This window comes from Pseudomonas sp. DCA-1, assembly GCF_046523955.1.
GTDB classification, from domain to species: domain Bacteria; phylum Pseudomonadota; class Gammaproteobacteria; order Pseudomonadales; family Pseudomonadaceae; genus Aquipseudomonas; species Aquipseudomonas putida_Y.
Genome location: NZ_CP169881.1, coordinates 4,399,123 through 4,424,816 on the forward strand (window position 1 = coordinate 4,399,123; position 25,694 = coordinate 4,424,816).

At 62.4% G+C, this 25,694-nt stretch carries 21 protein-coding genes, 4 tRNA genes and 2 pseudogenes; 8 read left to right on the forward strand and 19 right to left on the reverse strand.

What is annotated here, in order from left to right:
• Nucleotides 1–181 precede the first annotated feature (181 nt).
• Nucleotides 182–980 (forward strand): annotated as a pseudogene (gene map / locus ACE4QZ_RS20745) (type I methionyl aminopeptidase).
• A 114-nt stretch (nt 981–1,094) separates the two neighbouring features.
• On the opposite strand, the gene ACE4QZ_RS20750 reads toward map, so the two are convergent.
• The 4 genes from ACE4QZ_RS20750 to ACE4QZ_RS20765 all read right to left on the reverse strand — a co-directional run bounded on the left by ACE4QZ_RS20750 (nt 1,095) and on the right by ACE4QZ_RS20765 (nt 1,596).
• Nucleotides 1,095–1,171: transfer RNA gene (locus tag ACE4QZ_RS20750), tRNA-Asp, on the reverse strand.
• Between the two features lie 13 nt (nt 1,172–1,184).
• A tRNA-Val gene (locus ACE4QZ_RS20755) sits at nt 1,185–1,260 on the reverse strand.
• A gap of 170 nt (nt 1,261–1,430) precedes the next feature.
• A tRNA-Asp gene (locus tag ACE4QZ_RS20760) sits at nt 1,431–1,507 on the reverse strand.
• 13 nt (nt 1,508–1,520) lie between these two features.
• Nucleotides 1,521–1,596, reverse strand: a tRNA-Val gene (locus ACE4QZ_RS20765).
• A gap of 216 nt (nt 1,597–1,812) precedes the next feature.
• Here ACE4QZ_RS20765 and rdgC point away from each other — a divergent pair.
• Entirely contained in the window at nt 1,813–2,733 is a 921-nt protein-coding gene (rdgC, locus tag ACE4QZ_RS20770; protein ID WP_003252510.1) for a recombination-associated protein RdgC, read from the forward strand.
• A gap of 217 nt (nt 2,734–2,950) precedes the next feature.
• Nucleotides 2,951–3,268 (forward strand): quaternary ammonium compound efflux SMR transporter SugE, encoded by a 318-nt coding sequence (gene sugE / locus ACE4QZ_RS20775; RefSeq protein WP_010952753.1) that lies wholly within the window; start codon nt 2,951–2,953, stop codon nt 3,266–3,268.
• A 3-nt stretch (nt 3,269–3,271) separates the two neighbouring features.
• On the opposite strand, the gene ACE4QZ_RS20780 is transcribed toward sugE, so the two are convergent.
• The 4 genes and pseudogenes from ACE4QZ_RS20780 to ACE4QZ_RS20795 all read right to left on the reverse strand — a co-directional run bounded on the left by ACE4QZ_RS20780 (nt 3,272) and on the right by ACE4QZ_RS20795 (nt 8,266).
• Nucleotides 3,272–5,149, reverse strand: a complete 1,878-nt coding sequence (locus tag ACE4QZ_RS20780; RefSeq protein ID WP_028698006.1) for an MFS transporter — start codon at nt 5,147–5,149, stop codon at nt 3,272–3,274.
• A 157-nt stretch (nt 5,150–5,306) separates the two neighbouring features.
• Nucleotides 5,307–6,140 (reverse strand): amidohydrolase family protein, encoded by an 834-nt coding sequence (locus ACE4QZ_RS20785; RefSeq protein ID WP_101196190.1) that lies wholly within the window; start codon nt 6,138–6,140, stop codon nt 5,307–5,309.
• 24 nt (nt 6,141–6,164) lie between these two features.
• Nucleotides 6,165–7,439: pseudogene (locus ACE4QZ_RS20790) on the reverse strand (MFS transporter).
• Nucleotides 7,440–7,534: 95 nt separating this feature from the next.
• Nucleotides 7,535–8,266: a GntR family transcriptional regulator gene (locus ACE4QZ_RS20795; RefSeq protein ID WP_028698008.1), complete on the reverse strand. Its 732-nt coding sequence runs from the start codon at nt 8,264–8,266 to the stop codon at nt 7,535–7,537.
• Between the two features lie 242 nt (nt 8,267–8,508).
• Between ACE4QZ_RS20795 and ACE4QZ_RS20800 the strand changes: the two genes are divergently transcribed.
• Both ACE4QZ_RS20800 and ACE4QZ_RS20805 read left to right on the forward strand, forming a co-directional pair.
• The gene (locus tag ACE4QZ_RS20800; protein WP_021782505.1) at nt 8,509–9,687 is read left to right on the forward strand and encodes an MFS transporter; all 1,179 of its coding nucleotides are present in this window, start codon (nt 8,509–8,511) and stop codon (nt 9,685–9,687) included.
• A gap of 126 nt (nt 9,688–9,813) precedes the next feature.
• Complete coding sequence (locus ACE4QZ_RS20805; RefSeq protein ID WP_021782506.1) at nt 9,814–13,293, forward strand: PAS domain-containing hybrid sensor histidine kinase/response regulator; 3,480 nt, start codon at nt 9,814–9,816, stop codon at nt 13,291–13,293.
• Here the strand turns inward: ACE4QZ_RS20805 and rmuC are convergent.
• Nucleotides 13,265–14,638, reverse strand: a complete 1,374-nt coding sequence (gene rmuC, locus ACE4QZ_RS20810) for a DNA recombination protein RmuC (RefSeq protein WP_162149588.1) — start codon at nt 14,636–14,638, stop codon at nt 13,265–13,267. The genes ACE4QZ_RS20805 and rmuC overlap by 29 nt on opposite strands.
• 445 nt (nt 14,639–15,083) lie before the next feature.
• Nucleotides 15,084–15,503, reverse strand: a complete 420-nt coding sequence (locus ACE4QZ_RS20815; protein ID WP_028698010.1) for a tetratricopeptide repeat protein — start codon at nt 15,501–15,503, stop codon at nt 15,084–15,086.
• Nucleotides 15,504–16,452: 949 nt separating this feature from the next.
• Between ACE4QZ_RS20815 and ACE4QZ_RS20820 the strand changes: the two genes are divergently transcribed.
• From ACE4QZ_RS20820 to ACE4QZ_RS20830, 3 genes are all read left to right on the forward strand, one after another.
• Nucleotides 16,453–16,677: a hypothetical protein gene (locus ACE4QZ_RS20820; protein ID WP_016501083.1), complete on the forward strand. Its 225-nt coding sequence runs from the start codon at nt 16,453–16,455 to the stop codon at nt 16,675–16,677.
• A 249-nt stretch (nt 16,678–16,926) separates the two neighbouring features.
• The gene (locus ACE4QZ_RS20825; protein ID WP_021782509.1) at nt 16,927–17,409 is read left to right on the forward strand and encodes a hypothetical protein; all 483 of its coding nucleotides are present in this window, start codon (nt 16,927–16,929) and stop codon (nt 17,407–17,409) included.
• 147 nt (nt 17,410–17,556) lie between these two features.
• Entirely contained in the window at nt 17,557–18,843 is a 1,287-nt protein-coding gene (locus ACE4QZ_RS20830; protein WP_101196191.1) for an OmpP1/FadL family transporter, read from the forward strand.
• A 198-nt stretch (nt 18,844–19,041) separates the two neighbouring features.
• Here the strand turns inward: ACE4QZ_RS20830 and ACE4QZ_RS20835 are convergent, their stop codons facing one another.
• The 9 genes from ACE4QZ_RS20835 to cobU form a co-directional block, all read right to left on the reverse strand.
• On the reverse strand, nt 19,042–19,593 hold the full coding sequence (locus ACE4QZ_RS20835) for a glutathione peroxidase (RefSeq protein ID WP_014592086.1): 552 nt from the start codon (nt 19,591–19,593) through the stop codon (nt 19,042–19,044).
• 46 nt (nt 19,594–19,639) lie between these two features.
• Nucleotides 19,640–19,762 (reverse strand): hypothetical protein, encoded by a 123-nt coding sequence (locus ACE4QZ_RS20840; RefSeq protein WP_010952738.1) that lies wholly within the window; start codon nt 19,760–19,762, stop codon nt 19,640–19,642.
• Nucleotides 19,759–20,961, reverse strand: coding sequence for an MFS transporter (locus ACE4QZ_RS20845; protein ID WP_021782511.1), 1,203 nt, complete (start codon nt 20,959–20,961; stop codon nt 19,759–19,761). The genes ACE4QZ_RS20840 and ACE4QZ_RS20845 overlap by 4 nt, the downstream gene beginning before the upstream one ends.
• Nucleotides 20,962–21,025: 64 nt before the next feature.
• On the reverse strand, nt 21,026–21,430 hold the full coding sequence (locus ACE4QZ_RS20850) for a MarR family winged helix-turn-helix transcriptional regulator (RefSeq protein ID WP_003252473.1): 405 nt from the start codon (nt 21,428–21,430) through the stop codon (nt 21,026–21,028).
• A 61-nt stretch (nt 21,431–21,491) separates the two neighbouring features.
• Nucleotides 21,492–22,607: a glycoside hydrolase family 5 protein gene (locus tag ACE4QZ_RS20855; RefSeq protein WP_021782512.1), complete on the reverse strand. Its 1,116-nt coding sequence runs from the start codon at nt 22,605–22,607 to the stop codon at nt 21,492–21,494.
• 226 nt (nt 22,608–22,833) lie between these two features.
• Nucleotides 22,834–23,556 (reverse strand): adenosylcobinamide-GDP ribazoletransferase, encoded by a 723-nt coding sequence (locus ACE4QZ_RS20860; RefSeq protein ID WP_021782513.1) that lies wholly within the window; start codon nt 23,554–23,556, stop codon nt 22,834–22,836.
• Between the two features lies 1 nt (nt 23,557).
• The gene (locus tag ACE4QZ_RS20865; protein WP_084850374.1) at nt 23,558–24,124 is read right to left on the reverse strand and encodes a histidine phosphatase family protein; all 567 of its coding nucleotides are present in this window, start codon (nt 24,122–24,124) and stop codon (nt 23,558–23,560) included.
• Complete coding sequence (gene cobT / locus ACE4QZ_RS20870) at nt 24,121–25,176, reverse strand: nicotinate-nucleotide--dimethylbenzimidazole phosphoribosyltransferase (protein WP_101196193.1); 1,056 nt, start codon at nt 25,174–25,176, stop codon at nt 24,121–24,123. Before cobT ends, ACE4QZ_RS20865 begins: the two co-directional genes overlap by 4 nt.
• Complete coding sequence (gene cobU, locus ACE4QZ_RS20875) at nt 25,173–25,694, reverse strand: bifunctional adenosylcobinamide kinase/adenosylcobinamide-phosphate guanylyltransferase (RefSeq protein ID WP_003252463.1); 522 nt, start codon at nt 25,692–25,694, stop codon at nt 25,173–25,175. Before cobU ends, cobT begins: the two co-directional genes overlap by 4 nt.

Below are 25,694 nucleotides of genomic sequence, written 5' to 3' on the forward strand. Positions count from 1 at the left end.
TTTATGGGCCAGCTATACCAGCCATTTCGCGGGCATGCCCGCTCCCACAGGGATATCGCAAGGCCTGAGGGCGGCGCCGTACCTATGGAAGCAGGCACGCCCGCGAAGAGGCCTGCACAGGCTACGCACCATGCGGTGGCAAGCCGGTACCCGCTGGCGCTATGCTGGGGCAATTTCCAGCATGAGCAACTACCCTCCCCCCATGTCCCAGGTGATCCTCAAGACCCCCACCCAGCTCGACCTGATGCGCCGCGCCGGCCAGCTACTGACCCAGGTGTTCGCCGAACTCGACAGCTTCATCCGCCCCGGAGTGACCACGATGCAGATCAACGACCGCGCCGAGGCGTTCATCGTCGATACGCTTAAGGCACGGCCTGCAAGCAAAGGCCAGTACGGTTTCCCTTACTCGCTCAATACGTCGGTGGACCACGTGGTATGCCACGGCATCCCCAAGGTCGATGAGGTACTCCAAGGAAGGCTCGATCATCAACGTCGACATCACTCTGGAACAGGGCGGCTACATTGCCGATTCGTCGAAGATGTATGGCATCGGCAAGATCAGCGATGAAGCCCGGCGCCTGGTCGACACCACCTATGACGCGTTATGGAAAGGCATCGAGCAGGTGCGCCCTGGGGCAACGCTGGGCGATATCGGCCATGCCGTGCAGGCACATGCCGAGGCGGCGGGTTACAGCGTGGTGCGCGAGTATTGCGGGCACGGTATTGGCCAGCAGATGCATGAAGCGCCAGAGGTGCTGCACATTGGCCAACGTGGCATGGGCATGAAACTGAAACCGGGCATGGTGTTTACCATCGAGCCGATGATCAACCAGGGTGGGCGTGGGACGCGCACGCTGAAGGATGGCTGGACGGTGATTACCCGTGACCACAGCCTGTCGGCGCAGTGGGAGCATACCGTGGCGGTGACTGAGGGTGGGTATGAGGTGCTGACATTGCGGGAGGAGGAACGTCGTGGCTGAAGCTGCGGCAAACGCTTGCAGGTATGAGTACAAAATTCAGGCACAAAAAAAAGCGACCCTAGGGTCGCTTTCTTTGTTACTTCCGGGTGTTCAGTGGGCCCTGGAAGTGGAATATGGCGCAGCGGACGGGACTCGAACCCGCGACCCCCGGCGTGACAGGCCGGTATTCTAACCGACTGAACTACCGCTGCGCTATACATCGAGTGGTGGGTGATGACGGGATCGAACCGCCGACCCTCTGCTTGTAAGGCAGATGCTCTCCCGGCTGAGCTAATCACCCATGTCTCTCGGTGTGGCGCGCATTCTACGGGCGACTTGGCGCTCTGGCAAGCACTTATCGAAGTTTTTTCACACTTCGGTCAAACACCAAAAATCAGGCACAAAAAAAGCGACCCTAAGGTCGCTTTCTTTGTTACTTCCGGGTGTTCAGTGGGCCCTGGAAGTGGAATATGGCGCAGCGGACGGGACTCGAACCCGCGACCCCCGGCGTGACAGGCCGGTATTCTAACCGACTGAACTACCGCTGCGCTATACATCGAGTGGTGGGTGATGACGGGATCGAACCGCCGACCCTCTGCTTGTAAGGCAGATGCTCTCCCGGCTGAGCTAATCACCCTTCGTCTCGGTGTGGCGCGCATTCTACGGAGCGTCCCGCACCCTGGCAAGCACTTTTTAAACTTTTTGCAAAAAAAACCTCAGGCCTTTCAAAGACCTAGCGTTGTCGGCCGATTCTTTCATGCATAAGCCACTGCTGGCCCTCTGACAGGGCTGGCCTCAACTCACCGCTCGGAGAATAATGCCCGCCTTATGCATTAAGGAGAGATTGCCCCTCATGTGGTTCAAGAACCTGCTGACCTACCGCCTGACCCAGGAAGTTCCGTTCGAGCCTGAAGCGCTGGAAGCCGCCCTGGCCAGCAAGCCGGCCCGCCCCTGCGCCAGCCAGGAGCTGACCACCTATGGTTTCGTCGCGCCGTTCGGCAAAGGCGAAGACGCTCCCCTGGTGCATGTCAGCGGCGAGTACCTGCTGATTGCCGCGCGCAAGGAAGAACGCATCCTGCCGAGCAGCGTGGTCAACGACGCGGTCAAGGAAAAGGTCGAAGAGATCGAGACCGAGCAAATGCGCAAGGTCTATAAAAAGGAGCGCGACCAGATCAAGGACGAAATCATCCAGGCGTTCCTGCCGCGTGCGTTCATCCGCCGCTCGATGATCTTCGCTGCCATTGCCCCGCGCCTGGGCGTGATCCTGGTCAACTCGGCCAGCGCCAAGCGCGCCGAAGACCTGCTGTCGACCCTGCGTGAAGTGATGGGCTCGCTGCCGGTGCGCCCGGCCACGGTGAAGATTGCGCCGGTGGCCACCATGACCGACTGGGTCAAATCGCAGCAAGCCGCCGAAGGCTTCTATGTACTGGACGAGTGCGAACTGCGTGACACCGCCGAAGATGGCGGTATCGTGCGTTGCAAGCGCCAGGACCTGACCGGCGAAGAGATCCAGTTGCACCTTTCCACTGGCAAGGTGGTGACCCAGCTGGCCCTGGCCTGGCAAGACAAGCTGTCGTTCATTCTCGACGACAAGATGGTCATCAAGCGCCTGAAGTTCGAAGAGCTGCTGCAGGAGCAGGCCGAGCAGGACGGTGGCGATGAGGCTGCGCAGCAGTTCGATGCCAGCTTCCAGCTGATGATGATGACCTTTGCCGAATTCCTGCCGGTGCTGTTCGAGGCGCTGGGTGGGGAAGAGATCCCGCAAGGGGTCTGATTGGTATGAAATGCAGGTGCTGGCCTGAATCGTTTTCTGCCAGCACCGGCCTCTTCGCGGGTAAACCCGCGCCTGCAAGTGGTAACCCCTTGCAGGCGCGGTCTTGCCCGCAAGGCCGCAGACAGGCACCATGATGCCCACGGTGAGGACGACCTCACGACGCACCGCGTGACCACTCCGGGGACGGCCCCATCATTCAAACGATGGAGACACACTCATGTCCTGGATCATCCTGTTTTTCGCCGGCCTGTTCGAGGTCGGCTGGGCCGTCGGCCTCAAATACACCGACGGTTTCACTCGACCGCTACCCACTGTCCTTACCGTCGGCGCCATGGTCATCAGCCTGGGCCTGTTGGGCCTGGCCATGAAGGAATTGCCGCTGGGCACCGCCTATGCCATCTGGACCGGCGTAGGCGCAGTCGGTACGGTCATCGCCGGGATCATTCTGTTCGGCGAGTCCATGGCCCTGGTGCGGCTGGTCAGTGTGGCGCTGATCGTCTGCGGCCTTGTCGGCCTGAAAGTCAGCGCCAGCTAGCCCCTATCGCAGATGGCCGCGCAGGCGGCTGACCTGTTCACGCAACACTTCAGGCTGCGCCGCCTCCACCGGGACGGCGGCGCCTGCCACGATGGTCACCCGCGACCACAGGCGCTTGAAGAAACCCTTGGCCGGGTCACGGCTGAAGAAGCTTCCCCACAACCCCTGCAAGGCCAGCGGAATCACCGGTACCGGCGTTTCTTCGAGGATGCGGCTGACCCCACCCTTGAAGACATCGATTTCGCCATCGCCCGTCAGCTTGCCTTCCGGGAAAATGCACACCAGCTCGCCATCCGCCAGGTACTCGGCAATGCGCGCGAAGGCCCGCTCGTACGTCGCCTGGTCTTCGTTACGCCCGGCAATCGGGATGGCACCGGCAGTGCGAAACACGAAGTTGAGCACCGGCAGGTTGTAGATCTTGTAGTACATGACAAAGCGGATCGGCCGGCGGATAGCCCCGCCCAGCAGCAACGCATCGACGAACGACACGTGGTTGCACACTAGCAACGCTGCACCCTCGTCGGGGATGCGCTCAAGGTCTCGGTGCTGCACGCGGTACATCGAATGGCTGAGCAGCCAGATCAGGAAGCGCATGGTGAACTCGGGGACGATCCTGAAGATATAGGTGTTGACCGCGATATTGAGCAGCGACACCACCAGGAAGAGCTGCGGGATGCTCAGCTTGGCCACGCCTAGCAGGATGATGGTGAGCACCGCCGACACCACCATGAACAAGGCATTGAGGATGTTGTTGGCCGCGATCACCCTGGCGCGCTCGTCCTCGGCCGTGCGGGCCTGGATCAACGCATACAATGGCACGATGTAGAAGCCGCCGAACACGCCCAGGCCAATGATCGACAGCAAGATCCACCAGGCCTGGCTCATGCCCAGCAATGCCAGCCAGTCGTGCGGCGCTGCTGCAGCCGGCACATCACCGGAGTGCCACCACCACAGCAGGCCGAACAGGGTCAGGCCGAACGAGCCGAACGGCACCAGGCCGATTTCCACCTTACGTCCACTGAGCCGCTCGCACAGCAGTGAGCCCAGGGCGATGCCCACCGAGAACAGTGTCAGCACCAGGGTCACCACCGTGCCGTCACCGTGCAGCCAATCCTTGGCATAGGCCGGGATCTGCGTGAGGTAGATGGCGCCGACAAACCAGAACCACGAGTTGCCGACGATCGAACGCGACACCGCCGGCGGCTGGCCCAGGCCCATGCGCAAGATCACCCACGACTGCTTGAAGATGTTCCAGTCCAGCGGCATTTGCGGCGAGGCGGCAGCAGCCCGGGGGATCCAGCGGCTGGCCAGGTAGCCGAGTACCGCCGTGCCGACCACGCCACCGGCCACCACCGTTGCGTAACTGTCGGCCGACATCATCACCCCGGCGCCGATAGTGCCGGCGAGGATGGCGAGGAAGGTACCGGTTTCCACCAGCCCGTTACCGCCCACCAGCTCTTCCTCGCGCAGGGCCTGCGGCAGGATCGAATACTTCACCGGGCCGAACAGCGCCGAGTGGGTCCCCATACCGAACAGCGCCACCAGCATCAGCGCCAGATGGTTGGTGACAAAGCCCAGCGCACCAATCGCCATGATCACGATTTCGGCCAGCTTGATTGCGCGGATCAGCGCATCCTTGGCGAACTTCTCGCCAAACTGCCCGCCCAGCGCCGAAAACAGGAAAAACGGCAGGATGAACAGCAAGGCACACAGGTTGACCCAGATCGATCGGTCACCATCGCCCAGGCTGAGCTTGAACAAAATCGCCAGGATCAGCGACTGCTTGAACAGGTTGTCGTTGAAGGCACCCAGCGACTGAGTGATGAAAAACGGCAGGAAACGCCGCTTGCCGAGCAAGGTGAATTGCGAAGAGTGACTCATCGTCCTTGGTCCTGAGGGCTTTTCAATTGGAGGCTCGCCAAGCGCGCCGGGCCACAAATCTGCATGGGAAATGCGCTGGCTGGCAAGCACCAGCTCAGGCATGGCCAGGCGAGATTGCTTTCAAGGACCTGCTGGCAGTTGCAGCACTGGCGCTAAGTCACTCGAAGCCAAACAACGCCCGCGCGGTATCCACCAACAGTGCCTGGCGCAACTGCGCTGAACACCCCAAGGCCTCGAACTGTTCGACAGCGGTGCCGAAACTGACCTCCGACTCATGTTGGGTATGCGGCCAGTCACTGCCCCACATCAACCGCTCTGCGCCGTAATGGGCTTCCAGCGCGCACAGCGCCTGACGGGCGAATGCCAGGTTCTGTTCCTGCGAGCCCTGCAGCCGGTAGATGCCGGACACCTTCACCCATACCTTGCCCCGACCGCTCAGGGTGAGCAGTTCGGCAAACCCCGGCTGGCCCAGGCCAAGGCGGGCATCTGGCCGGCCGAAATGGTCAATCACGATGTCCAGGCCATAGGGCTGCAATGCCCGCACCAGCACTGGAATGTCCGCCACCTGACGGTGCAGTTCCACGTGCCACCCCTGCTCGCCGATGTGTTCCAGCAGCGGCCGCCACTGCGCGTCGGTCAGGTCAGGCATATCCTGCCCCATGAGGTTGAGGCGTACACCCCTTACCCCCAACCGGGCCATTTCCGCCAACGTCGCGCGCTCGACATCCCGCTCCAGCATCACCACCCCGCGCAGTTGCCCAGGCACGGTCTGCAAGGCGCTGAGCAAATAGCGGTTGTCGGTACCCAGGAAGCTGGGCTGGACCAGTACGCCATGGCTGAAACCATGAGCCCGCAGCCGGCCCAGGTAGTCGCCCAGCGGCGCATCGTAACTGGGCGCATAACGCCGCTGGCTGGCCAGGTTCAGGCCACGGCTGAACACGTGGGCGTGGCTGTCGATGGCGGTCAGGTGCAAAGCGGGTGCGTGGGGCATGGTTCTCATACAAACACGTTCAGGTTACTTGGCGACGGCACCGGCCGCTTCCGGCGCAGGTGCAGATTCAAGGTTGCGGCCACGGGTTTCGGGCAGGCACAGGGCTGCGATCACCGCAACGCCATACGCGATGCCGGCATCGATGCCGATGGCACTCCCCAGCGACATCGATTCGCTCATGTGCCCGACCAGGAAGGGGAACACGGCCGACAGCACGCGACCGAAGTTGTAGCAAAAGCCCACCCCGGCGCCGCGTACGTCAGCCGGGTACAGTTCATTGAAAAACGCGCCAAGGCTGGCCGGGATGCCGGCGGCGAAAAAGCCCAGCGGGAAGCCGAGGAACAGCATCTGGGTATTGCTCAGCGGGAAGAACACGTAGGCCTGCACGGTCAGTACACAGCACAGGGCGAACAGCAGGATGTTCTTGCGCCTGCCAATACGGTCGATCAGCAGGCCGCTGACCACGCAGCCACACCAGAAGGCCAGGATGATCACCGCCAGGTAACCGCCAGAGTTAAGCACCGAGAGGTTGCGCTCTGTCTTGAGAAAGGTCGGCAACCAGGTCATCACCGCGTGCTAGCCACCGTGGGCACCCAGGCCGAGCAAGCCGCCCAGCAGGGTCACACGCAGCAGTTCCGGGCGGAAGATGCCAGCCATCGACTGCAAGAAGCTGGAGGGGATGGCTTTTTCTTTCTGCAGGCGCTGGAAACTGTCCGGCTCAGGCACGTTGCGGCGTACCCAGATGATCAGCAGCGATGGCAGCAGACCGACGAAGAACATCACCCGCCAGGCAAACTCCTGCGGTACCAGTGAGTAAATCAGCGTAAACAGTGCCACCGCCAGCCCCCACCCCACAGCCCAGGCACTCTGCACCGTACCCATGACTTTGCCGCGATACCTGGGGTTGATGGTTTCGGCCATCAGCACAGCGCCGGCTGCCCATTCGCCACCAATGCCAAAGCCTTGCATGGCCTTGACGAACAGCAACGGGTAGAAACCGGTGACGAATGCCGAAAGGAAGGTAAAGAACGAGAACCAGAGAATCATCCATTGCAGGGTACGCACGCGACCATAGCGGTCGGACAGGGTGCCACCCAGCCAGCCGCCGATTGCCGAGGTCACCAGGGTCAGGCCACTGATCAGGCCGGCGTCGCCCTTGGTCAGGGAGAACGCGGCGATCAGCGCGGGGATGGCCAGGCCGAACATCTGCACTTCCAGCGCATCGAGCGACCAACCGCCGAAACAGGCCCAGAATGTCTTGCGTTCCCGTGAGGTGATCTCGCGATACCAGCTGAACATGATTGTTATCCTTCTAGTCGTGGGTGTGACGGGCAGGCGAAGCCACTGCGCCGTGGCAGCACGGCGCAGACAGGTAAAAGGGTGAAGCGACCGGTTCAGCGAATGTCGATGCGGTAGCGGAAGTGCTGCGCATGGCCGCGCGAGCGGCGCCATTCCAGAGGTTTGCCGGCGTAATCCCGGGCCAGGCGCTCGATCACTACCACCGGGCTGTCGGCCGGCAGTTGCAGCAAGCGGCCATGCACCGCGTCGACCGCTTCGGCGGTCAGGGTCTCTTCGGCGTAGGCGACCACCTGACCGCACAGCGCTTCGTAGATCGGGTACAGCAGTGGGCCCTTGCTGTTCAAATCCACGTCCAGCAGCGGCTGGAAGGTTTGACGCGGCAGCCAGATCTCTTCAGCCAGCACCGGCTGGGCGCCAAGCAGACGGGTGCGAACGATGCGGATCACATCAGCCTCCCCCGCCAGGCCCAATGCCTCGGCCACCGCCGAAGGCGCCGGAAGCGGCTCGATAGAGAGAATGCGGCTTTCCGGCACCACGCGCTCGCCATTGGCGGCTTCGAAACGGAAGAAGCGGAACAGCGACGACTGGAACTGCGGGCGGCGAATGAAGGTGCCGCGACCCTGCTGACGCTCCAGCACGCCTTCGGCTACCAGCACATCGACAGCCTTGCGCACGGTGCCGATCGACAGGTCGAACTCGGTGGCCAAGGCTGCTTCGGTCGGGATCGCTTCCCCCGGACGCCAGCGGTTGTTGGCAATTTGCGCGACCATGTGGTCGCGCAGTTGTTGGTAGCGGGGCAGTCGAGCATCACCGGTCAATGGGTGCATGGGTCTCGCTCTCGTCTTGTTATATAAACATATATATGAATTTTTCAAGAGTATTCCCCCAGCCTGTCGGGCTGTCAATCCTCCGCCCGTCGCCCTTTTGCTTGTGACGCGGCCTTGTGTCGCGGAGGGCTGTGAAGCGGCCGGAGAATTCCCGCATTCACTCGAATGTTGTCGGTGCTGCTGCAAGGGCCGCTTGTGGCTTATGCTTGTGCCCGGCAAACCCGCATAACAAGGACGTGGCAATGCTCGCCGCCATAAAACGCTACCCGCACACCGTTCGCCTGCTGCTCACCACCACCTTCACGCTTACCATCGCCCGCGCCCTCACCCTGCCCTACCTGGTGGTTTACCTGGCAGACAATTTCCAGCTGCCGATCAGCCAGATCGGCCTGCTGATCGGTGGCGCGCTGATCGTCGCCTCGCTATTGAGTCTGTACGGTGGCCATCTGGTCGACACCTTGAGCAACCACGCGCTGGTCAGCATCAGTACCCTGCTGTTCGCCCTGGCCTTCGTCGGCGCGGTCGCCAGCCGTTCGGCACTGCCGTTCTTCTTTTGTCTGGTGTTGATCAACCTGGCCCTGGCAGTGGTCGACATCGCCGCCAAGGCGGGCTTCTGCGCGTTACTGCCAGTGGATGAGCGGGCCGAGGTTTTCGCCATCAAGTACACCCTCAGCAACGTTGGCTACGCCGCCGGCCCGTTGCTGGGCGTGGCCATGCTTGAACTGAACGACCATGTGCCGTTCCTCGCCTCTGCCCTGCTTGGCCTGGCCATGTGCCTGGCTTATTGGCGCCTGGGTGATCGCAGCCTGCAGGCCAGCGCGCCGGACAAACCTGCGGCCGGCTTCGGCCAAGTGGCGCTGGGGCTGGCGCGGGATCGTCGGCTGGTGTGCTTTACCGCGGGAGGGGTGCTGAGCGCGGTGGTGTTCGGCCAGTTCACCGCCTACCTGTCCCAGTACCTGGTGGTAACCAGCAACCCCACCGCAGCCGCACGGCTGATCGGCTATCTGGTCACCACCAACGCCGTGACGGTCATTGCCTTGCAGTATCTGATTGGCCGGCGTATCAGCCGCCAGCGCCTGATGCCGTGGCTGTTGGCCGGCATGGGCCTGTTTATCGCCGGCTTGCTGGGTTTTGCACTGGCTGGCTCGGTGCTGGCCTGGTGCCTGGCGATGCTGGTGTTCACGCTGGGTGAAATCATCGTGATCCCGGCCGAGTACATGTTCATCGACCTGATTGCACCGGAGCACTTGCGCGGGGTGTATTACGGCGCACAGAACCTGTCCAATCTGGGGGCGGCGCTGGGCCCAGTGATGGTGGGGTTTGCACTGGCACACCTGTGGCCAGGGGCGGTCTTCTACCTGCTGGTGTTGTCGGTGATACTGGCAGGGGTGTTTTACGGGTTGGGTACCCGCACGGTTTGATGTTGCCTGTTCCTGCCTATTCGCGGGTGAACCCGCTCCTACAACCATCGTCTGCGCTGACGAAGCGGCACTTGCGTGCCAGACTGATTGATCGGGACCGCGTTACCTTTTTGCTTCGGAGTCTTCATGTCGTTGTCCAGCGGGCTGATCGCCGTGGTCGCCCTGGCCTATATGGCCATCATGTTCGCCATCGCCTTCTACGGCGACCGTCGCAGCACGCCCTTGCCGCCAAAGCTGCGCGCCTGGGTGTACAGCCTGTCGCTGGCCGTGTACTGCACCAGTTGGACCTTCTTCGGCGCGGTGGGCCAGGCCGCCGAACAGCTTTGGGCGTTCCTGCCAATCTACCTGGGCCCGGTATTGCTGCTGATCTTCGCGCCTTGGGTGCTGCAGAAGATGGTGCTGATCAGCAAGCAGCAGAACATCACCTCGATCGCCGACTTCATTGCCGCGCGCTACGGCAAGTCGCAGACCCTGGCAGTGGTGGTGGCGCTGATCTGCCTGGTCGGCGTGCTGCCGTACATCGCCTTGCAGCTCAAGGGCATCGTACTGGGCGTGAACCTGCTGATCGGCGCCAACGCCGATGCCACCGGCACCCGCGTGCAGGACACCGCGCTGGTGATATCGCTGGTACTGGCGCTGTTCGCCATCGTCTTCGGTACCCGCAGCCTGGATGTGACCGAGCACCACCGTGGCATGGTCCTGGCGATCGCCTTCGAATCAATGATCAAGCTGCTGGCGTTCCTTGCCGTGGGCATCTTCATCGTTTTCAACCTGTATGACGGTTTCGACGACCTGTTCAGCCAGGCCCGCCAGTCGATCCACTTGCAGGACTATTGGAAAGAAACCATCAATTGGCCGTCCATGGTGGTGCAAACCGCCGTGGCGATGATGGCAATCATCTGCCTGCCCCGGCAGTTCCACGTTACCGTGGTGGAGAACATCGAGCCGCAGGACTTGCGCCTGGCGCGCTGGGTATTCCCCATGTACCTGGCATTGGCCGCGCTGTTCGTGGTGCCGATTGCCCTGGCCGGGCAGATGCTGCTGCCAGGCACGGTGATCTCCGACTCGTTCGTCATCAGTCTGCCGCTGGCAGAGGCGCACCCGAGCCTTGCCCTGCTGGCGTTCATCGGCGGCGCCTCGGCGGCCACCGGCATGGTGATCGTCGAGGCCGTGGCGCTGTCGACCATGGTGTCCAACGACATGCTGCTGCCCTGGCTGCTGCGCCGCAATAACGCCGAGCGGCCTTTCGAAGCATTCCGCCACTGGATGCTTTCGGTACGCCGGGTAACCATCGTGGTGATCCTGCTGCTGGCCTATGTCAGCTACCGCCTGCTGGGTTCCACCGCCAGCCTGGCGACCATCGGCCAGATCGCCTTTGCCGCCGTGACCCAGCTCACCCCGGCCATGCTTGGCGCGCTGTACTGGAAGCAGGCCAACCGTCGCGGTGTGTTCGCCGGCCTGGCCGCCGGCATTTTCCTGTGGTTCTACACCTTGGTGCTGCCGATTGCCGCGCACAGCCTGGGCTGGTCGTTGCAGTTGTTCCCTGGCCTTGCGTGGCTGCATGGCAACCCGCTGAACCTGCCGATCAGTCCGCTGACCCAAGGTGTGGTGCTGTCACTGGCAGGCAACTTCACCCTGTTCGCCTGGGTTTCGGTGCTGTCGCGCACACGGGTTTCCGAGCACTGGCAGGCCGGCCGCTTCATTGGCCAGCAGACCAGCGCGCGGCCCAGCAGCAAGCCGCTGCTGGCGGTGCAGATCGACGACCTGTTGACCCTGGCCTCGCGCTTTGTCGGAGAAGAGCGCGCACGGCAGAGCTTCATCCGCTTTGCCTACCGCCAGGGCAAGGGCTTCAACCCGAACCAGAACGCCGATGGCGACTGGATCGAGCACACCGAACGCCTGCTGGCCGGGGTGCTCGGCACCTCCTCGACCCGTGCCGTGGTCAAAGCAGCCATCGAAGGCCGCGACATGCAGCTGGAAGACGTGGTGCGCATCGCTGACGAAGCCAGTGAGGTGCTGCAGTTCAACCGCGCCCTGCTGCAAGGCGCCATCGAAAACATCAACCAGGGCATCAGCGTGGTCGACCAGAACTTGCACCTGGTGGCCTGGAACCGCCGCTACCTGGAGCTGTTCAACTACCCGGACGGGCTGATCAGCGTAGGGCGACCGATTGCCGACATCATCCGCTACAACGCCGAGCGCGGCCTGTGCGGCCCCGGCGAAGCGCAGGTGCATGTGGCGCGGCGGCTGCACTGGATGCGCCAGGGCCGCGCGCACTCCTCCGAGCGGCTGTTCCCCAATGGCCGGGTGATCGAGCTGATCGGCAACCCCATGCCGGGCGGCGGCTTTGTCATGAGCTTCACCGACATCACCCCGTTCCGCGAGGCCGAGCAGGCCCTGCGCGATGCCAACGAACGCCTTGAGCAACGCGTGGCGGAGCGCACCCACGAACTGTCGCAGTTGAACCAGGCGCTGTCCGAAGCCAAGAGCCAGGCCGAAGCAGTGAGCAAGTCCAAGACCCGCTTCCTGGCCGCCGTCAGCCATGACCTGATGCAACCCTTGAACGCCGCACGGCTTTTCTCTGCCGCCTTGTCGCAACAGGCCGAGGGCATGAACGAAGAGGCCCAGCAACTGGTACAGCACATGGACAGCTCGCTGCGCTCGGCTGAAGAGCTGATCAGCGACCTGCTGGACATCTCGCGCCTGGAAAACGGCAAGATCACCCCGGATGCCAAACCCTTCGCCCTCAATGAGCTGTTCGACACCCTGGGCGCCGAGTTCAAGCTGCTGGCGGCCGAGAAGGGCCTGGAGTTCCGCCTGCGCGGCAGCCGCCTGCGGGTGGACAGCGACATGAAACTGCTACGCCGGGTGCTGCAGAACTTCCTCACCAATGCCCTGCGCTATGGCAAGAGCCCGATCCTGCTGGGCGCGCGCCGACAGGGCGAGCGCCTGTGGCTGGAGGTCTGGGACCGTGGCCCGGGCATTGCTGACGACAAGCTGCAAGTGATCTTTCAGGAGTTCAAGCGCCTGGACAGCCACCAGACCCGCGCCGAGAAGGGGCTAGGCCTGGGTCTGGCAATCGCAGACGGGCTGTGCCGGGTATTGGGGCATCCGCTGGAAGTGCGCTCATGGCCGGGCAAAGGCACGGTGTTCCGCGTCAGCGTACCGATTGCGCGCCAGGCCGCCGCGGCGCCAAGCGCCCCCGTGGAACAACAGGGCGGCCAGCCACTGGCCGGGCTACAAGTGCTATGCGTGGACAACGAAGACAGCATCCTGATCGGCATGAACAGCCTGCTGAGCCGCTGGGGTTGCCAGGTATGGACCGCGCGCAACCAGGCCGAATGCGAAGCCTTGCTGGCCAAGGGCATGCGCCCGCACCTGGCATTGGTGGACTATCACCTGGACGACGGCGAGACCGGCACAGGGCTGATGGGCTGGCTTCGAGCACGGCTGGGTGAGCCGGTACCCGGTGTAGTGATCAGCGCCGACGGCAGCAAGGAAACCATTGCCCTGGTACACGCATCAGGCCTGGACTACCTGGCCAAGCCGGTCAAGCCGGCGGCCTTGCGCGCCCTGCTCAATCGCCATCTGAGCCTGGCTCAGTAACCGCTACGTCGGGCAGCGCTTCGTCGGACAGCGCCCGCTCCAGCAGGTCTGCCGGCAAGCTCTTGCTGGCGCGGGCCCCCAGCAGCTTCAGCTGCTCGCTTCGGCTGACCAGGTTGCCACGCCCTTCGCACAGCTTGTTGCGCGCTGCGGCATAAGCCTTGTCCACCTGCTGCAGGCGGCTGCCCAGCTCGTCCAGGTCCTGGATGAACAGCACGAATTTGTCGTAGAGCCAGCCGGCACGCTCGGCAATCTCGCGGGCGTTCTGTCCTTGACGTTCCTGCTTCCACAGGCTGTCGATGACCCGCAAGGTCGCCAGCAACGTGGTAGGGCTGACAATCACGATCTGCCGGTCGAAGGCCTCCTGGAACAGGTTCGGCTCGGCCTGCAGGGCCGCCGAGAAGGCCGCCTCGATGGGCACGAACAACAACACGAAATCCAGGCTGTGCAGGCCTTCGAGGCGGCTGTAGTCCTTGCTCGACAGGCCTTTGACGTGGCTGCGCAGCGACTGCACATGCTGCTTGAGCGCGGCTTCGTCGTTGCCGGCAACGAACTGCTGGTACGCCGTGAGGCTGACCTTGGCGTCCACCACCACCTGCTTGTTGCCGGGCAGCATGATCAGCACATCCGGCTGGAAGCGCTCGCCGTCGGCGCTTTTCAGGCTGACCTGAGTCTGGTATTCGCGGCCCTTTTCCAGGCCGGCATGCTCCAGCACACGTTCGAGGATCAGCTCCCCCCAGTTACCTTGGGTCTTCTGGCCTTTCAAGGCCTGGGTAAGGTTGGTGGCTTCGTCGGACAGACGCAGGTTGAGCTGTTGCAGGCGCTCCAGCTCCTTGCCCAGCGAGAAGCGCTCGCGGGCCTCTTGTTGGTAGCTTTCCTCCACGCGTTTTTCGAAGGCATGGATGCGCTCCTTGAGCGGGTCGAGCAACTGGCCCAGGTGCTGCTGGCTGGTCTGGGCGAAGCGCTGTTCGCGCTCGTCGAAGATTTTGGTGGCCATGTCGGCGAACTGGGCGCGCAAGGTGTCACGGGCCTCCTGCAGGTCTTCCAGACGTTGCTGGTGGCTTTCCTGCTGTTCACGCAGTTCTGCGTCCAGGCGCGCCGTTTGCGCCTCCAGGCGGCGCAGTTCAGCTTCGCGGTTGGCGCGCTCAAGGCTCCAGGCGTGGGCGGCGTCACGGGCATTGTCGCGGTCGATCTGCAGCAGCTCCAGCTCACGGCCTTGGGCGGCCAGCTGGGCCTGTTTGACGGCATTGGCTTCACTGAGGTCGCTGACCTCGTCGCGACTGGCATCCAGTTGCGCCTGCAGACCGGCCTGGGCCAACTGGGCAGCGTTGAGGCGCTCTTCGAGCAAGGCCTGCTCACCTTGCCGTGCGCCCTGGCGGCGCTGCACCTGCATGACCCACACCAGACAGGGTATTGCGCCTGCCACCAAGCCCAGCAGAATGCTGGCCAGATCCACTGTCATGCTTACCCCGAACGCTCTGATGCAAATTGAGTGCAGCTTATCAGCCTGACTGGTGTGTTGCCTGCATCGGCCTCTTCGCGGGCAAGCCCGCTCCCACAGGTGGAAGCAACTGTCTTGCTCAAAATCTGAAAAGCCTGCGCGGTCGCCTGTAGATGGGTTTACCCGCGAAAGGACCGGGCCTGCTGGCCAATTATCACCCGCCGTCCACCTTTGCTGCTGCTACCGTATTCGCGGGTAAACCCGCTTCTGCAAGTGCCGCGCAAGCCTGAAGACAGAGGTAATCTGGTGGGAGCGGGCTTGCCCGCGAAAGGGCCCGCGCAGGCAACAGCGCTCAGGCAGCAAACCACTGTCGCAGCAACCGGCGCGCTTCCTGCGACCCCTGCCCTGCGGCAAGCTCGAGCCAATAGCGCGCCTGCTCCGGCTCGTTGTGCTGACACAGCCGAGCGTACTCCAGCTGCGCCCGCCGATCCCCTGCGCGGGCTGCCTGACGCAGCAGCTCATGGCCAATACGGCGGTCGCGGGCGTTGCCACAATCGCGGCACAACATCTGCCCCAGTCGGCTTTGCGCCACTACCACCCCCTCGCGCGCCGGCTGCTTCAAAAGGTGCCCGGCTAGGTGCTTGACCTGAGGTTTGTCGCCCAGGCGCGGGCTGTCGAGCAACCACAGGGCCACTTTCAGGGAAAAGCGTTTAGCGGGAGGTGCAAGTGTCGATGCAGTGGGGCTGGCGAGGTGTTTACCGCGAAACTTCATGAGCAACAGGTTTGGTGACTCGAAAGGCGCGCCACTCTACTCTTTTTTTTTCGCCTTGGCCTGTCGATTTCTGGCGGATTGAAAAAAAATTCAATGATCTTTTCTTGACGTTTTCAGGTGGATGACCAACCGGTCTGCTGGAGCATGACGATTGTCGGACAGTTCATCCCATTGCTGGCACGCCCGTGCTAGAGCAAGCGCTCGGGACAATCCACAGTTCCTGTGGATAACTCGGTGGACAACCCCCTCTCACACCCCTCAAACCCCCATGAATTGGGGGTTTTGGTCAAACTGACGATTTTTTCACCAGCTAAAAATAGTGTTTTTTTTCATTGACTTAACCACGCAGTCAAGGCATTGGCGAGGCTGCGGGGTGGTGTTGCCAAGCCGTTACAAGCGCTGCCCCGAATGTGAACAAGTGCACCATAAACCTCCATTTGGGTGCCCGAAAAGGGCACATCGGCCGGCATTTGGGCCATTTACCCCCTCTTCCCAGCAGCGAGAATTCGCGCCATACTGCGCGGCTCACCTGAACAAACGTAGTGCTTGCCAAACATCTGCACTTCCGGTAAGGTGCCCCTCGTTAGTACCAAGCTGAAAGTCAATTCTGGCCGCAAGCGTCCTTGCAGACTCGCTCCCCCAAAAGCAGCTCTGCTGAAACCAGGACCGGCCCATTCAATGGTTCACTCGCCAGCCTAGCGCTGCGCAAGCACGAATCACATGACAGATTGATCAGGATCCCACCTCGACGGCCTAGAACCTTGGCCCCGGCGTGCTGCCTGCCTTCCGAAGTACCTACCAGTCAGCCCAAGCGCCTACATTTGATTGCGCCCCCTCTGGCTGCCCTGTTCCAGTCAGGTTCGTTCGTCCCTTAATAAAGGCGTCACTGGAACGTTTCTATCATGCACGGATCATATCCCCCGTGTTTAAAGCAGGAACCTCCAACAATATGCAAACTCATCATCAGATTCAGGCTGCCATTGGCACCCTCTCCCAGGCCTTCTCGCCGTTGAAGTGCCTTATCGTTGCCCCACGCAAGGGCAGCTTCAGCTTCACCCTGGTAGACGAACACGGCGTTGCCTGCCATACCGAACGCCTGTACCACGAGCAGTACAGCCGCAACGAACCGCTGCAGGCGGTGATCGCCCGGACTCGTCAGTCGCTCACCGCGTGACCGGCGAATACCGGTGTATTCAAGCGCTGAATCATCCCATCGCAAGCCTGCCTGAACGCTCGCGGCATAATTGCCGTAGGGCATATAGCCCGGAGCATCAGGCAGCAATCGATTTAAAAACAGCTCTTTACACCACGATTATCACACTACACTTCAACTCGAGCGGTGCTTTCCGCTCCCGGCGGGCCTGATCATTCACCAGCTGCCAAGCTCCAGCGCCCGTCCGGCCCTTACCTGCTCGAGGGCATCATGGGTATTGCGGCGAATGAATTGTGTCAGTATGTGATCCGACCCACCTTGGTCTACCTGAACCGTCACTGCGCCAGCGCCGAAGCCTTGTTACTGGGCATCGCTGCCAGCCAGTCAGCCCTCGGCTCAGCCCTGCATGACCGACGCGGCCATGGTCTTTACCGTATCGGTGAACAGCGTCACCAGGCGCTCTGGGACGATTACCTGGCCCGTGACCCCGACCTGGCCAGCCTGGTCCGCGGCCTGGCCAGCCAGCACGCCTTCCTTGGTGGCCCGCACCTGGAGCTCACCGTCAACCTGCGCTATTCCACCGCCATTGCCTGGATGCTCATCGAAGAGCAGGCCACACCATTGCCTGCGGCGGACGATCTATTGGCACTGGCGCGGATCTGGCGACAGATTTTCAACCCCCAAGGTCGCCTGCGCGACTTCACCCACGCCTGGCAGGCCTGCATAAATCAGAAAATGCCACAGGCATCTTGAGACGCGTCCTACAACTAAACCGGAAAAAAGGGAATTTTGGTCGGATTGTCCTACAAAACAGCTCTAACTCCTGCGATTGAGCCTATAGCGCAGCGCGTGATTTGTTGGTAGCTTTTCGCCCCGGAGATCCCAAGGAGTTTTCTAATAATGAAAAAAGTAATGCTCAAAACCTCCCTCGGCGTAGCTGTTGCGCTTGCTTCCAGCCAACTGTTCGCCGCCGGGTTCGCGCTGAACGAACAAAGTATCAGCGGCATGGGAACCGGTTTCGCGGGGCGCTCGTCTTCTGCCGAAGATGCCAGCACTGTGTATGGCAACCCGGCCGGCATGTCCCGCCTCAAACGCGAACAATTCACCGTGGGCGGCGCTGCCGTCATCGCCAAGACCGATATATCGGGCCCAGGCAGCAACTTCGGGGGGGAAACCGATGGTGACATGGTGCCTGTCGTTGGCGTACCCATGGGTTACTACGTCAAGCCGATCGATGACCACTGGAGCGTCGGTTTTGGTGTCTACGTACCGTTCGGCCTGGTAACCGACTACGGCAGCGACGATGCCGCGCGCTACTGGGGCAAGAAGAGTAAGGTCGAGGTTGTCACCTTCCAGCCAACCGTCAGCTACGCCTTCAACGACAAGGTGTCGATCGGTTTTGGCCCGACCATCAACCGCATCAAGGGTGAACTGGGTTCGAACCTGAGCAGCAAGGCCTTCCCCGGGGTTGTGGGTGGCGGCCCTGATGGCGAAGTCAAAATCAAGGGCGACGACACCGCTATCGGCTACAACATCGGCGTCCTTGTTCAAGCCACAGATCGCACCCGCCTGGGCCTGACCTACCACTCGATGGTCGACTACAAGCTTGAAGGCGATACCCGTGTTTCCTACCCGGTTGCCCTTGCTGGTCTCAGTGGCAAGTTCGACGCCAGCCTGAAAATCAAGACACCAGAGTCCGTAGACTTCTCGGTCACGCATGAACTGGATGACCACTGGACACTGTATGCGGGGAGCACCTGGACGCGCTGGAGCCGCCTGGAAAGCATCGTCGTCAAAAACGAAGCACTAGCAAGCTACCCGCTGCAGACCATCACCGAGGAACAGAACTGGCATGACACCTGGGCACACGCCATCGGTGCTGCCTACAAGGTGAACAAGGAATGGACCCTGCGTGCAGGCTTCTCCGTCGATCAGTCGCCCACCAACAACCATGATCGCTCGCCACGTATTCCTACCGGCGACCGCAAAGCGGTCAGCTTTGGTGCCGGCTGGAGCCCGAACGATGACATGACCATCGATGTTGCCTACTCCTATCTGTGGGAAGAGGACACCAAGGTCAATAATCAGCCAGACTCACTGACGGAAGGCGCCTTGAAAGGCAGCTACCAGGCCAAGTACGAGAACAGCGCTCACGGCATCGGTGCTTCCCTCACCTACCGCTTCTGATTCTTGCGCGTTACATGAAAACCGCCTTCGTGGCGGTTTTTTTTCATGCCTGCACTTGCCAGCTGTCGCCCGGGCACTACCCAGGCACCTAATGCCAGGTTCGACGCACGATGCCATCTAACTCAGGGCATCGAAATACACTGCCGAATGCCGCTTCGAAGCACAGGCCGTCCAGCTGGCGATGCCGGTGCAGTCCGGTTACTGCTGAGAGGCGATGGCCTTTTCGATAGCGGCGCGGAACGCGGGATCATCCGGTTTGGTCAGGCTGGAGAAGTTACCGATCACCTTGCCCTTGCGGTCGACAACATACTTGTAGAAATTCCACTTCGGTGCACTGCTCTGGCTGGCCAGCTCCGCGAACAGCGGTATCGCATCCTTGCCCCGCACCGCCTGCGTCTTGGTCATGGTGAAGGTGACACCGTAGTTGGCATAGCAAACCTTGGCCGTCTTCTCACTGTCGGCGTCCTCCTGCTTGAAGTCATTGGACGGCACGCCGAGCATTTCCAGCCCTTGCTCGTGATATTCCTTGTACGTCGCCTCAAGCCCCTCGAACTGCGGGGCAAAACCGCAATAACTGGCAGTGTTCACTACCACGAGCGGCTTGCCGGCAAAGCGCTCGCACAGCTCGACCTGCCCCTTGCCGCGCAATTCCGGCAGGCTGCCCTGCAACAACGCCGGGCAATCCGCTGCCCAGCTCGATGTACTGGCAAGCAGGGCCAGCACCGGCACCGTCAACCAATGTGCACGCATGACTCGTTTCTCCCGCATGACAATCCTTGAGCTTGCAGGGTAGCGCCTAACACACACTCATGCCCAGTTGCATCAGCGCCATCCCACCCTGATGCCAGCCCCACCACACCAGTGCCAGCAGCAGCAAAGCGGCAATAGCCAACAGGCCGCGTATCAGGTAGCGGTTCATGCAGCCTGGGCCTGCAGGCGTGAGACCGGGCGTTCACGCACCGGCCAGTTAAGGGCAGCAGCCAGCAAGCTGAGCAGGATGGAAATCTGCCAAACCAGGTCGTAGCTACCGGTGCGGTCATACACCACCCCTCCCAGCCAGCCTCCCAGGAACGCGCCCAACTGATGGAACAGGAACACGATACCGCCCAGCATGGACAGGTTGCGCACCCCGAACACGGTGGCCACGGTACCATTGGTCAACGGTACCGTGGACAACCACAACAGGCCCATGGCAATGCCGAACAGGTAAGCACTGAACTCGCTCACCGGCGCCCACAGAAACAGCACGATCACCACCGCACGCAGCAGGTACAACCCGGTCAGCAGGCGTGGCTTGGACATGCGCCCGCCCAACCAGCCAGCGGTGAAGGTACCGACGATGTTGAACAGGCCGACCAGCGCCAGCACTGTTGTACCGGTGGTCGCAGCCAGGTGCTGGTCAACCAGATAGGCCGGCAGGTGCACGCCAATGAATACGACCTGGAAGCCACAGACAAAAAAGCCCAGCGCCAGCAACCAGAAACCGGAGTGCGTGCACGCCTCGCGCAGCGCCTGGCCCAGGGTCTGCTCGCCACCGTGACTGGGTAACGGGCGATCGCGCAGCAAGCCGACGAAAGGCACGATGAACGCCACCATCAGCCCCAGCACCAGCAACGCTGCCGACCAGCCCAGCCACTGAATCAGGCCAAGGGTGCCCGGCAACATGGCGAACTGGCCGAATGACCCGGCGGCGCTGGCGATACCCATGGCCATGCTGCGCTTTTCAGCCGGCACAGCACGCCCGACCACACCGAGGATGACCGAGAACGACGTGCCGGACAGGCCGATGCCAATCAGCAAGCCCGCACTCAGCGACAACGACCAGGCCGAATCAGCCATGCCCATCAGGACCAAACCGACGGCATAGAGGATACCGCCGATGATGACCACCCGTGCCGCGCCAAGCCGGTCGGCCAAGGCACCAGCGAACGGCTGCGCCAGCCCCCAGATCAGATTCTGCAGGGCAATGGCGAAGGCAAACACCTCACGCCCCCAGCCAAAGTCAGCACTCATCGGCGCCAGGAACAGTCCGAAGCCGTGCCGTACGCCCAGAGACAGCGCCAGTATCAAGGCCGCCCCCACCAATACCCATCCGCTGGTTCGCCACACCGAAGTCATTGTCGTTATCTCCAGCACATCGCAAGGTTTTTACGGGTATATACCCGCTTATAGTCGTATCAATTCAGGCCAGTTGTTCCAGCAGTCGTACCAGTTCATCCCGCTGCCCCACCCCAAGCCGTTCAACCAGTTCTTTCTGGGCCTGCTCCCAGGCTGGGTGGGCAACGTGCAGCAGTTGCTTACCCGCCTCGGTCAACAGCACCACGCGGTTACGCTGGTCGTCGCCATCGCCCAGAGCGACCAGCCCATCCGCCTCCAGCACACGCAGGTTGCGGCCCAGGGTACTGCGCTCGAGCCCCATGGCTTCGGCCAATGCTGTGATACTGGGCCGGTCGAGCCGCTGCAGGTGCCGCAGCAGGGAAAACTGGGCGACATTGACCCCAAAGCCGGCCAGGGCTTCGTCGTAATGCCGGCTCACCCCGCGGGCGGCACGACGCAGATGGGTACAGATACATTCACTGGTCAGCATGGATACGTGTATATACCCGCATACTGACTGTTGCAAGAAGTTTCACAAGGGATGAGAAGCGTCAGTCCGGGTTCAAGCGCCTGCGGATCGGCTCGAACTCAATCGTGGCCTTGCGCGCCAAGGGGTCTGGCGCGCCCTGCTCGATCGCCTGCCAGTAGCGCCACGGCACCTTCGCAGTGCCCAGTTCGTAGTCCATGCCATCCCAGTTGTCTTCACGGAAGCTATAGAACGCCCAGTGCAACCGGTTGCGATCCAGCACGACGAGCACATCTTCAAGATACTGCCGGCAACCCGGCAGCCTGCGCATGCAGCCAAACTCGCCCACCACCAGGCGAGAAAGCGGCACACCCATGGCTTCGGCCCATGCCAGCGGCTGGCGCAGATAGCGTTCCACTCGTTGCCCATCCCACAGCTGGATCTGCCCGGCAAAAGGTACGGGACCTGGATAGGCAATGGGATGTTTGCGCGCCATGTTCGGCGCACTGGTAGCGGCATAGGGCTCGTACATGTGCACGCTGTACAGCACTCGCGCATCTTCCAGCGGGGCTGGCCAGTAGCCGAACGCGTCTGCACCTGCATACCAGCCGGCATCGACCATGATCGGCGTATCAGCGTCTTCTTCGCGAATGGCCGCTATCAGTTGCCGGTACAGCAAGGGCAGATCGCGCGCACCGCCCTGCTCTTGCACATACCACTGCTGCATCTGCCTGCGTTCGGCATGTTCAGCCAGGCCGCTCTGTTTCTCCGGTGCTGGCTCGTTGATCAGGTTGTAGGCAGCGATGGCCGGATGGTGCTTCAGTTCGCGCGCCATATCTCGCCAGAAGGCCGCAGCCTGGGACCAGTAGCGTTTGTCTTGCCACAGGCGATCATCGAACTGGCCCTGATTGTTTTGCGCCCAGCGCATACCCGGTAGCGAGAGTGGCGCGATGACCACCTTGAGCCCTGCCTGGTGCGCCCGGTCGAGGGTGGCACGCAGCACAGCCAGGTCGGCCTCGGGCAGGCCTTCATAGGTATCGGCGCTGCCGAGGAGGAAATCACGTCTCACCGGTTGCCATTTGTCGTACGACAGCCGCACCCAGGTGGCGCCGTACCCCCTCAGGGCATCGAAGTAGGCTTGATCGGGCGGCAGCCGGTTGAAGCTGTTGCCGCCGTGGCGTGGGGTGTCCCAGAACGCCATGAGATCTGCAGCAGTGGCTGGGAGGGTGGACAGGACCAATAGACTGGCAAAGATCCAGTGATGCACGGGAAGCCTACCTGGTTGCGCGAGGGGAGACTGAGGATACGCCGACAAAGGAGATGCCGGCGCTATCGGACCGTTGCCGGAAGTTACTGCCCCTTCCACCTATGAGGCCTTTCGCGAAAGCACTGCAAAACAGCCCCGGAAGGGCCGTCGGGCCAAACGCTCAAAGCCCCAGCGCCAACCCGAGCACAACGGCCAGCTCCAGCAACTCCAGCAACGCGCCTGCGGTATCCCCGGTGGTCCCGCCCAGGCGCCGGCACATCAGATACCGCAACCAGGCAAACACCGCCAGCGCCAGCAGCACACTCCATCCGCCCAGGAACAGGCAGAACACCACACAAACCAGCAACACCCACCCGGCTGCACGCCGGGGCAAATATTCGGCCAACGCCTGGCCCAACCCGCCTGGTCGCACATAAGGTGTGCCAAGGAACAGGCCCAACATCGCCGACCGCCCGATCAACGGCGCCAGCAGCAATTGCGCCCCGACACCCTGCCCGACCAGCACCCACAATGCGCAGAACTTCAGCAACAACACCAAGACCAGGGTGACCACGGCTATCGGCCCACTGCGCGGGTCTTTCATGATCCGCAAAGTGCGTTCACGGTCGCCGAAACCACCTAGCCAGGCGTCGGCACTGTCCGCCAGGCCATCCAGGTGCAAGGCACCACTGAGCAGTACCCACAACGTCAGCAGCAAAGCCGCGTGCAGCGGCGGCGGCGTGCCCTGTAGCAGATGACTGGCCAACCACAGCAGCAAGCCGAACAGCAGCCCGACCAGCGGGTAGTACAGCAGCGAACGCCCCACCTCACGCGGTGCCGGCATGCCCGGCAGACTCACCGGCAGGCTGCTGAGAAACTGCAAGGCGATCCAGAACGGCAACATCTCAGGGCGCCTCGACCAGTTGCCCGTCGTCACCCGGCACCAGCTGCATCAATGCGCCATGGCCAACCTCGACCTGCAGCAACTGCTCCCTGGGCAAGCCACGGGCGCGGGCCAGTAACAGCCGCATCACGCCGCCATGGGTCACCAGCAGCACGCGCTTGCCGGCATGCTGAAGGCGCAAACGCTCGACCGCCGCCAGCACCCGTTCGGCGAACGCCTCGACCGGTTCGCCATTGGGCGGTGTGAAGGCGTAAGGGTCGGCCCAGAAACGCCCCAGTGCATCGGCCTGGTGCTCCATGATCTGCGCCGCAGTTTGGCCCTCCCAATCACCGAAGTGCAGTTCCTGCAGGGCGGGCTCACGCTGCACTGGCAGTTTCAATTGCGCACCCAGCTCATCGGCAAAACGCCCGCAGCGCTGCAGCGGCGAACTGACCAGCACCTGCCATGGTCCGGCGTCGGCCACGGCGCGGCGCATCTGCAGCCAGCCCTTGTCGGTCAAGGCATCATCAAGGCTGCCACGCAGGCCGCCCTGTTCCGTTTCACCATGGCGCAGCAAGTCGAGGATCATGCCGGGCGGTCCGCCACCGCGGCCTCGGCAAAGGTCGCCATCTGCCCATGCAGCGCACAGGCCAGGCGCAACAGCGGCACCGCCAGGGCAGCGCCACTGCCCTCACCCAGTCGCAAGCCCAAGGCCAGCAAGGGTTCGGCCTGCAGCGCAGCAAGCAAGCCCTTGTGCCCAGGCTCAGCACCCTGGTGAGCGAACAACAACCAGGCCCGACACTGCGGGTTGAGGCGCACTGCCACGAGCGCAGCGACACTGCAGATAAAGCCATCCACCAGCACCGCGACGCCCGCCTGCGCGCAACCGAGGTAGGCACCGGCCAACGCCGCGATCTCAAAACCGCCAACACAGCCCAGTACCTGCAACGGGTCTTCAGCACGCAGGCCATGCAGGCGCAGTGCCCTCTCGATGACTTCGGCCTTGTGCTGCACCCCGGCGTTGTCCAGGCCGGTACCCGGACCGCTCAGCGCCGACGCCGGGCACCCTAGCAGAACACTGGCCAAGGCTGCGGCGGCGGTGGTGTTACCAATGCCCATCTCGCCACCGATGAACAGCTGCGCGCCCTGTTCGGCAGCACGCTGGGCACTGTCGCGGCCGGCCTGCAAGGCCGCTTGCAGCTGGTTTTCGCTCATCGCGGGTTGACGGGCAAAGTTGGCAGTACCGGCGCCCAGACGCAGATGGCGCACGCCGGGCAGCTCCAACTGCGCGTCAATGGTGCCCAGGTCGACCACGTCCAGGCTGGCCTGCAGTTGCCGCGCCAGCACACTGATCGCCGCGCCCCCGCCGACGAAGTTACGCAGCATCTGCCCGGTCACCGCCTGCGGGTAGGCCGAGATGCCCTCCTCGACCACGCCGTGGTCGCCTGCAAAAATGGTGATGGCTACCTGATCCAGTGCTGGTCGTTCAAGGCCCTGAAGGCCAGCCAGCTGAATGGCCAGCTCTTCAAGTTGGCCGAGCGAGCCAGCAGGTTTGGTCAGTTGCTGCTGACGGGCGCGGGCCTGGTCCATGGCGGCGTTGTCGAGGGGTTGGCAGGCGTCACGCCACCAGGCTTGGGTCATAGTGCAGGTCCTTTGAGAATTAGGGGCAGGCCGGCCACGGTCAGCACGACACGCTGACAGCGTTCGGCCACAGCCTGGTGCAGCCAGCCGGCCAGGTCGACATAGCGCCGGGTCAGCTCGCCCATGGGCACCACGCCCAGGCCGGTTTCGTTACTGACCAGGATAAGGGTGCCAGGTAACTGTTCCAGGCACGCCAACAGGGCATCACGCTCCTCGGCCAGGCGCTGGTCATCTTCGAGCATCAACAAATTGGTCAGCCACAGGGTCAGACAATCCACCAGCAGGCAGCGCCCTTCGGCCGCCTCGGCGCGCAGTACCGCAGCCAGGGCCAAGGGCTCTTCGATCAACCCCCAGTCATCCGGCCGACGCTGGCGATGCAGCAACACGCGTTCGTTCATTTCACCATCCAGCGGCTGGCTGGTGGCGATGTAGGTCACCGGCAAGCCGCTGGCACTGGCCAACTGTTCAGCCAGGCGGCTTTTGCCAGACCGGGCACCACCGAGGATCAGGTTACGCAT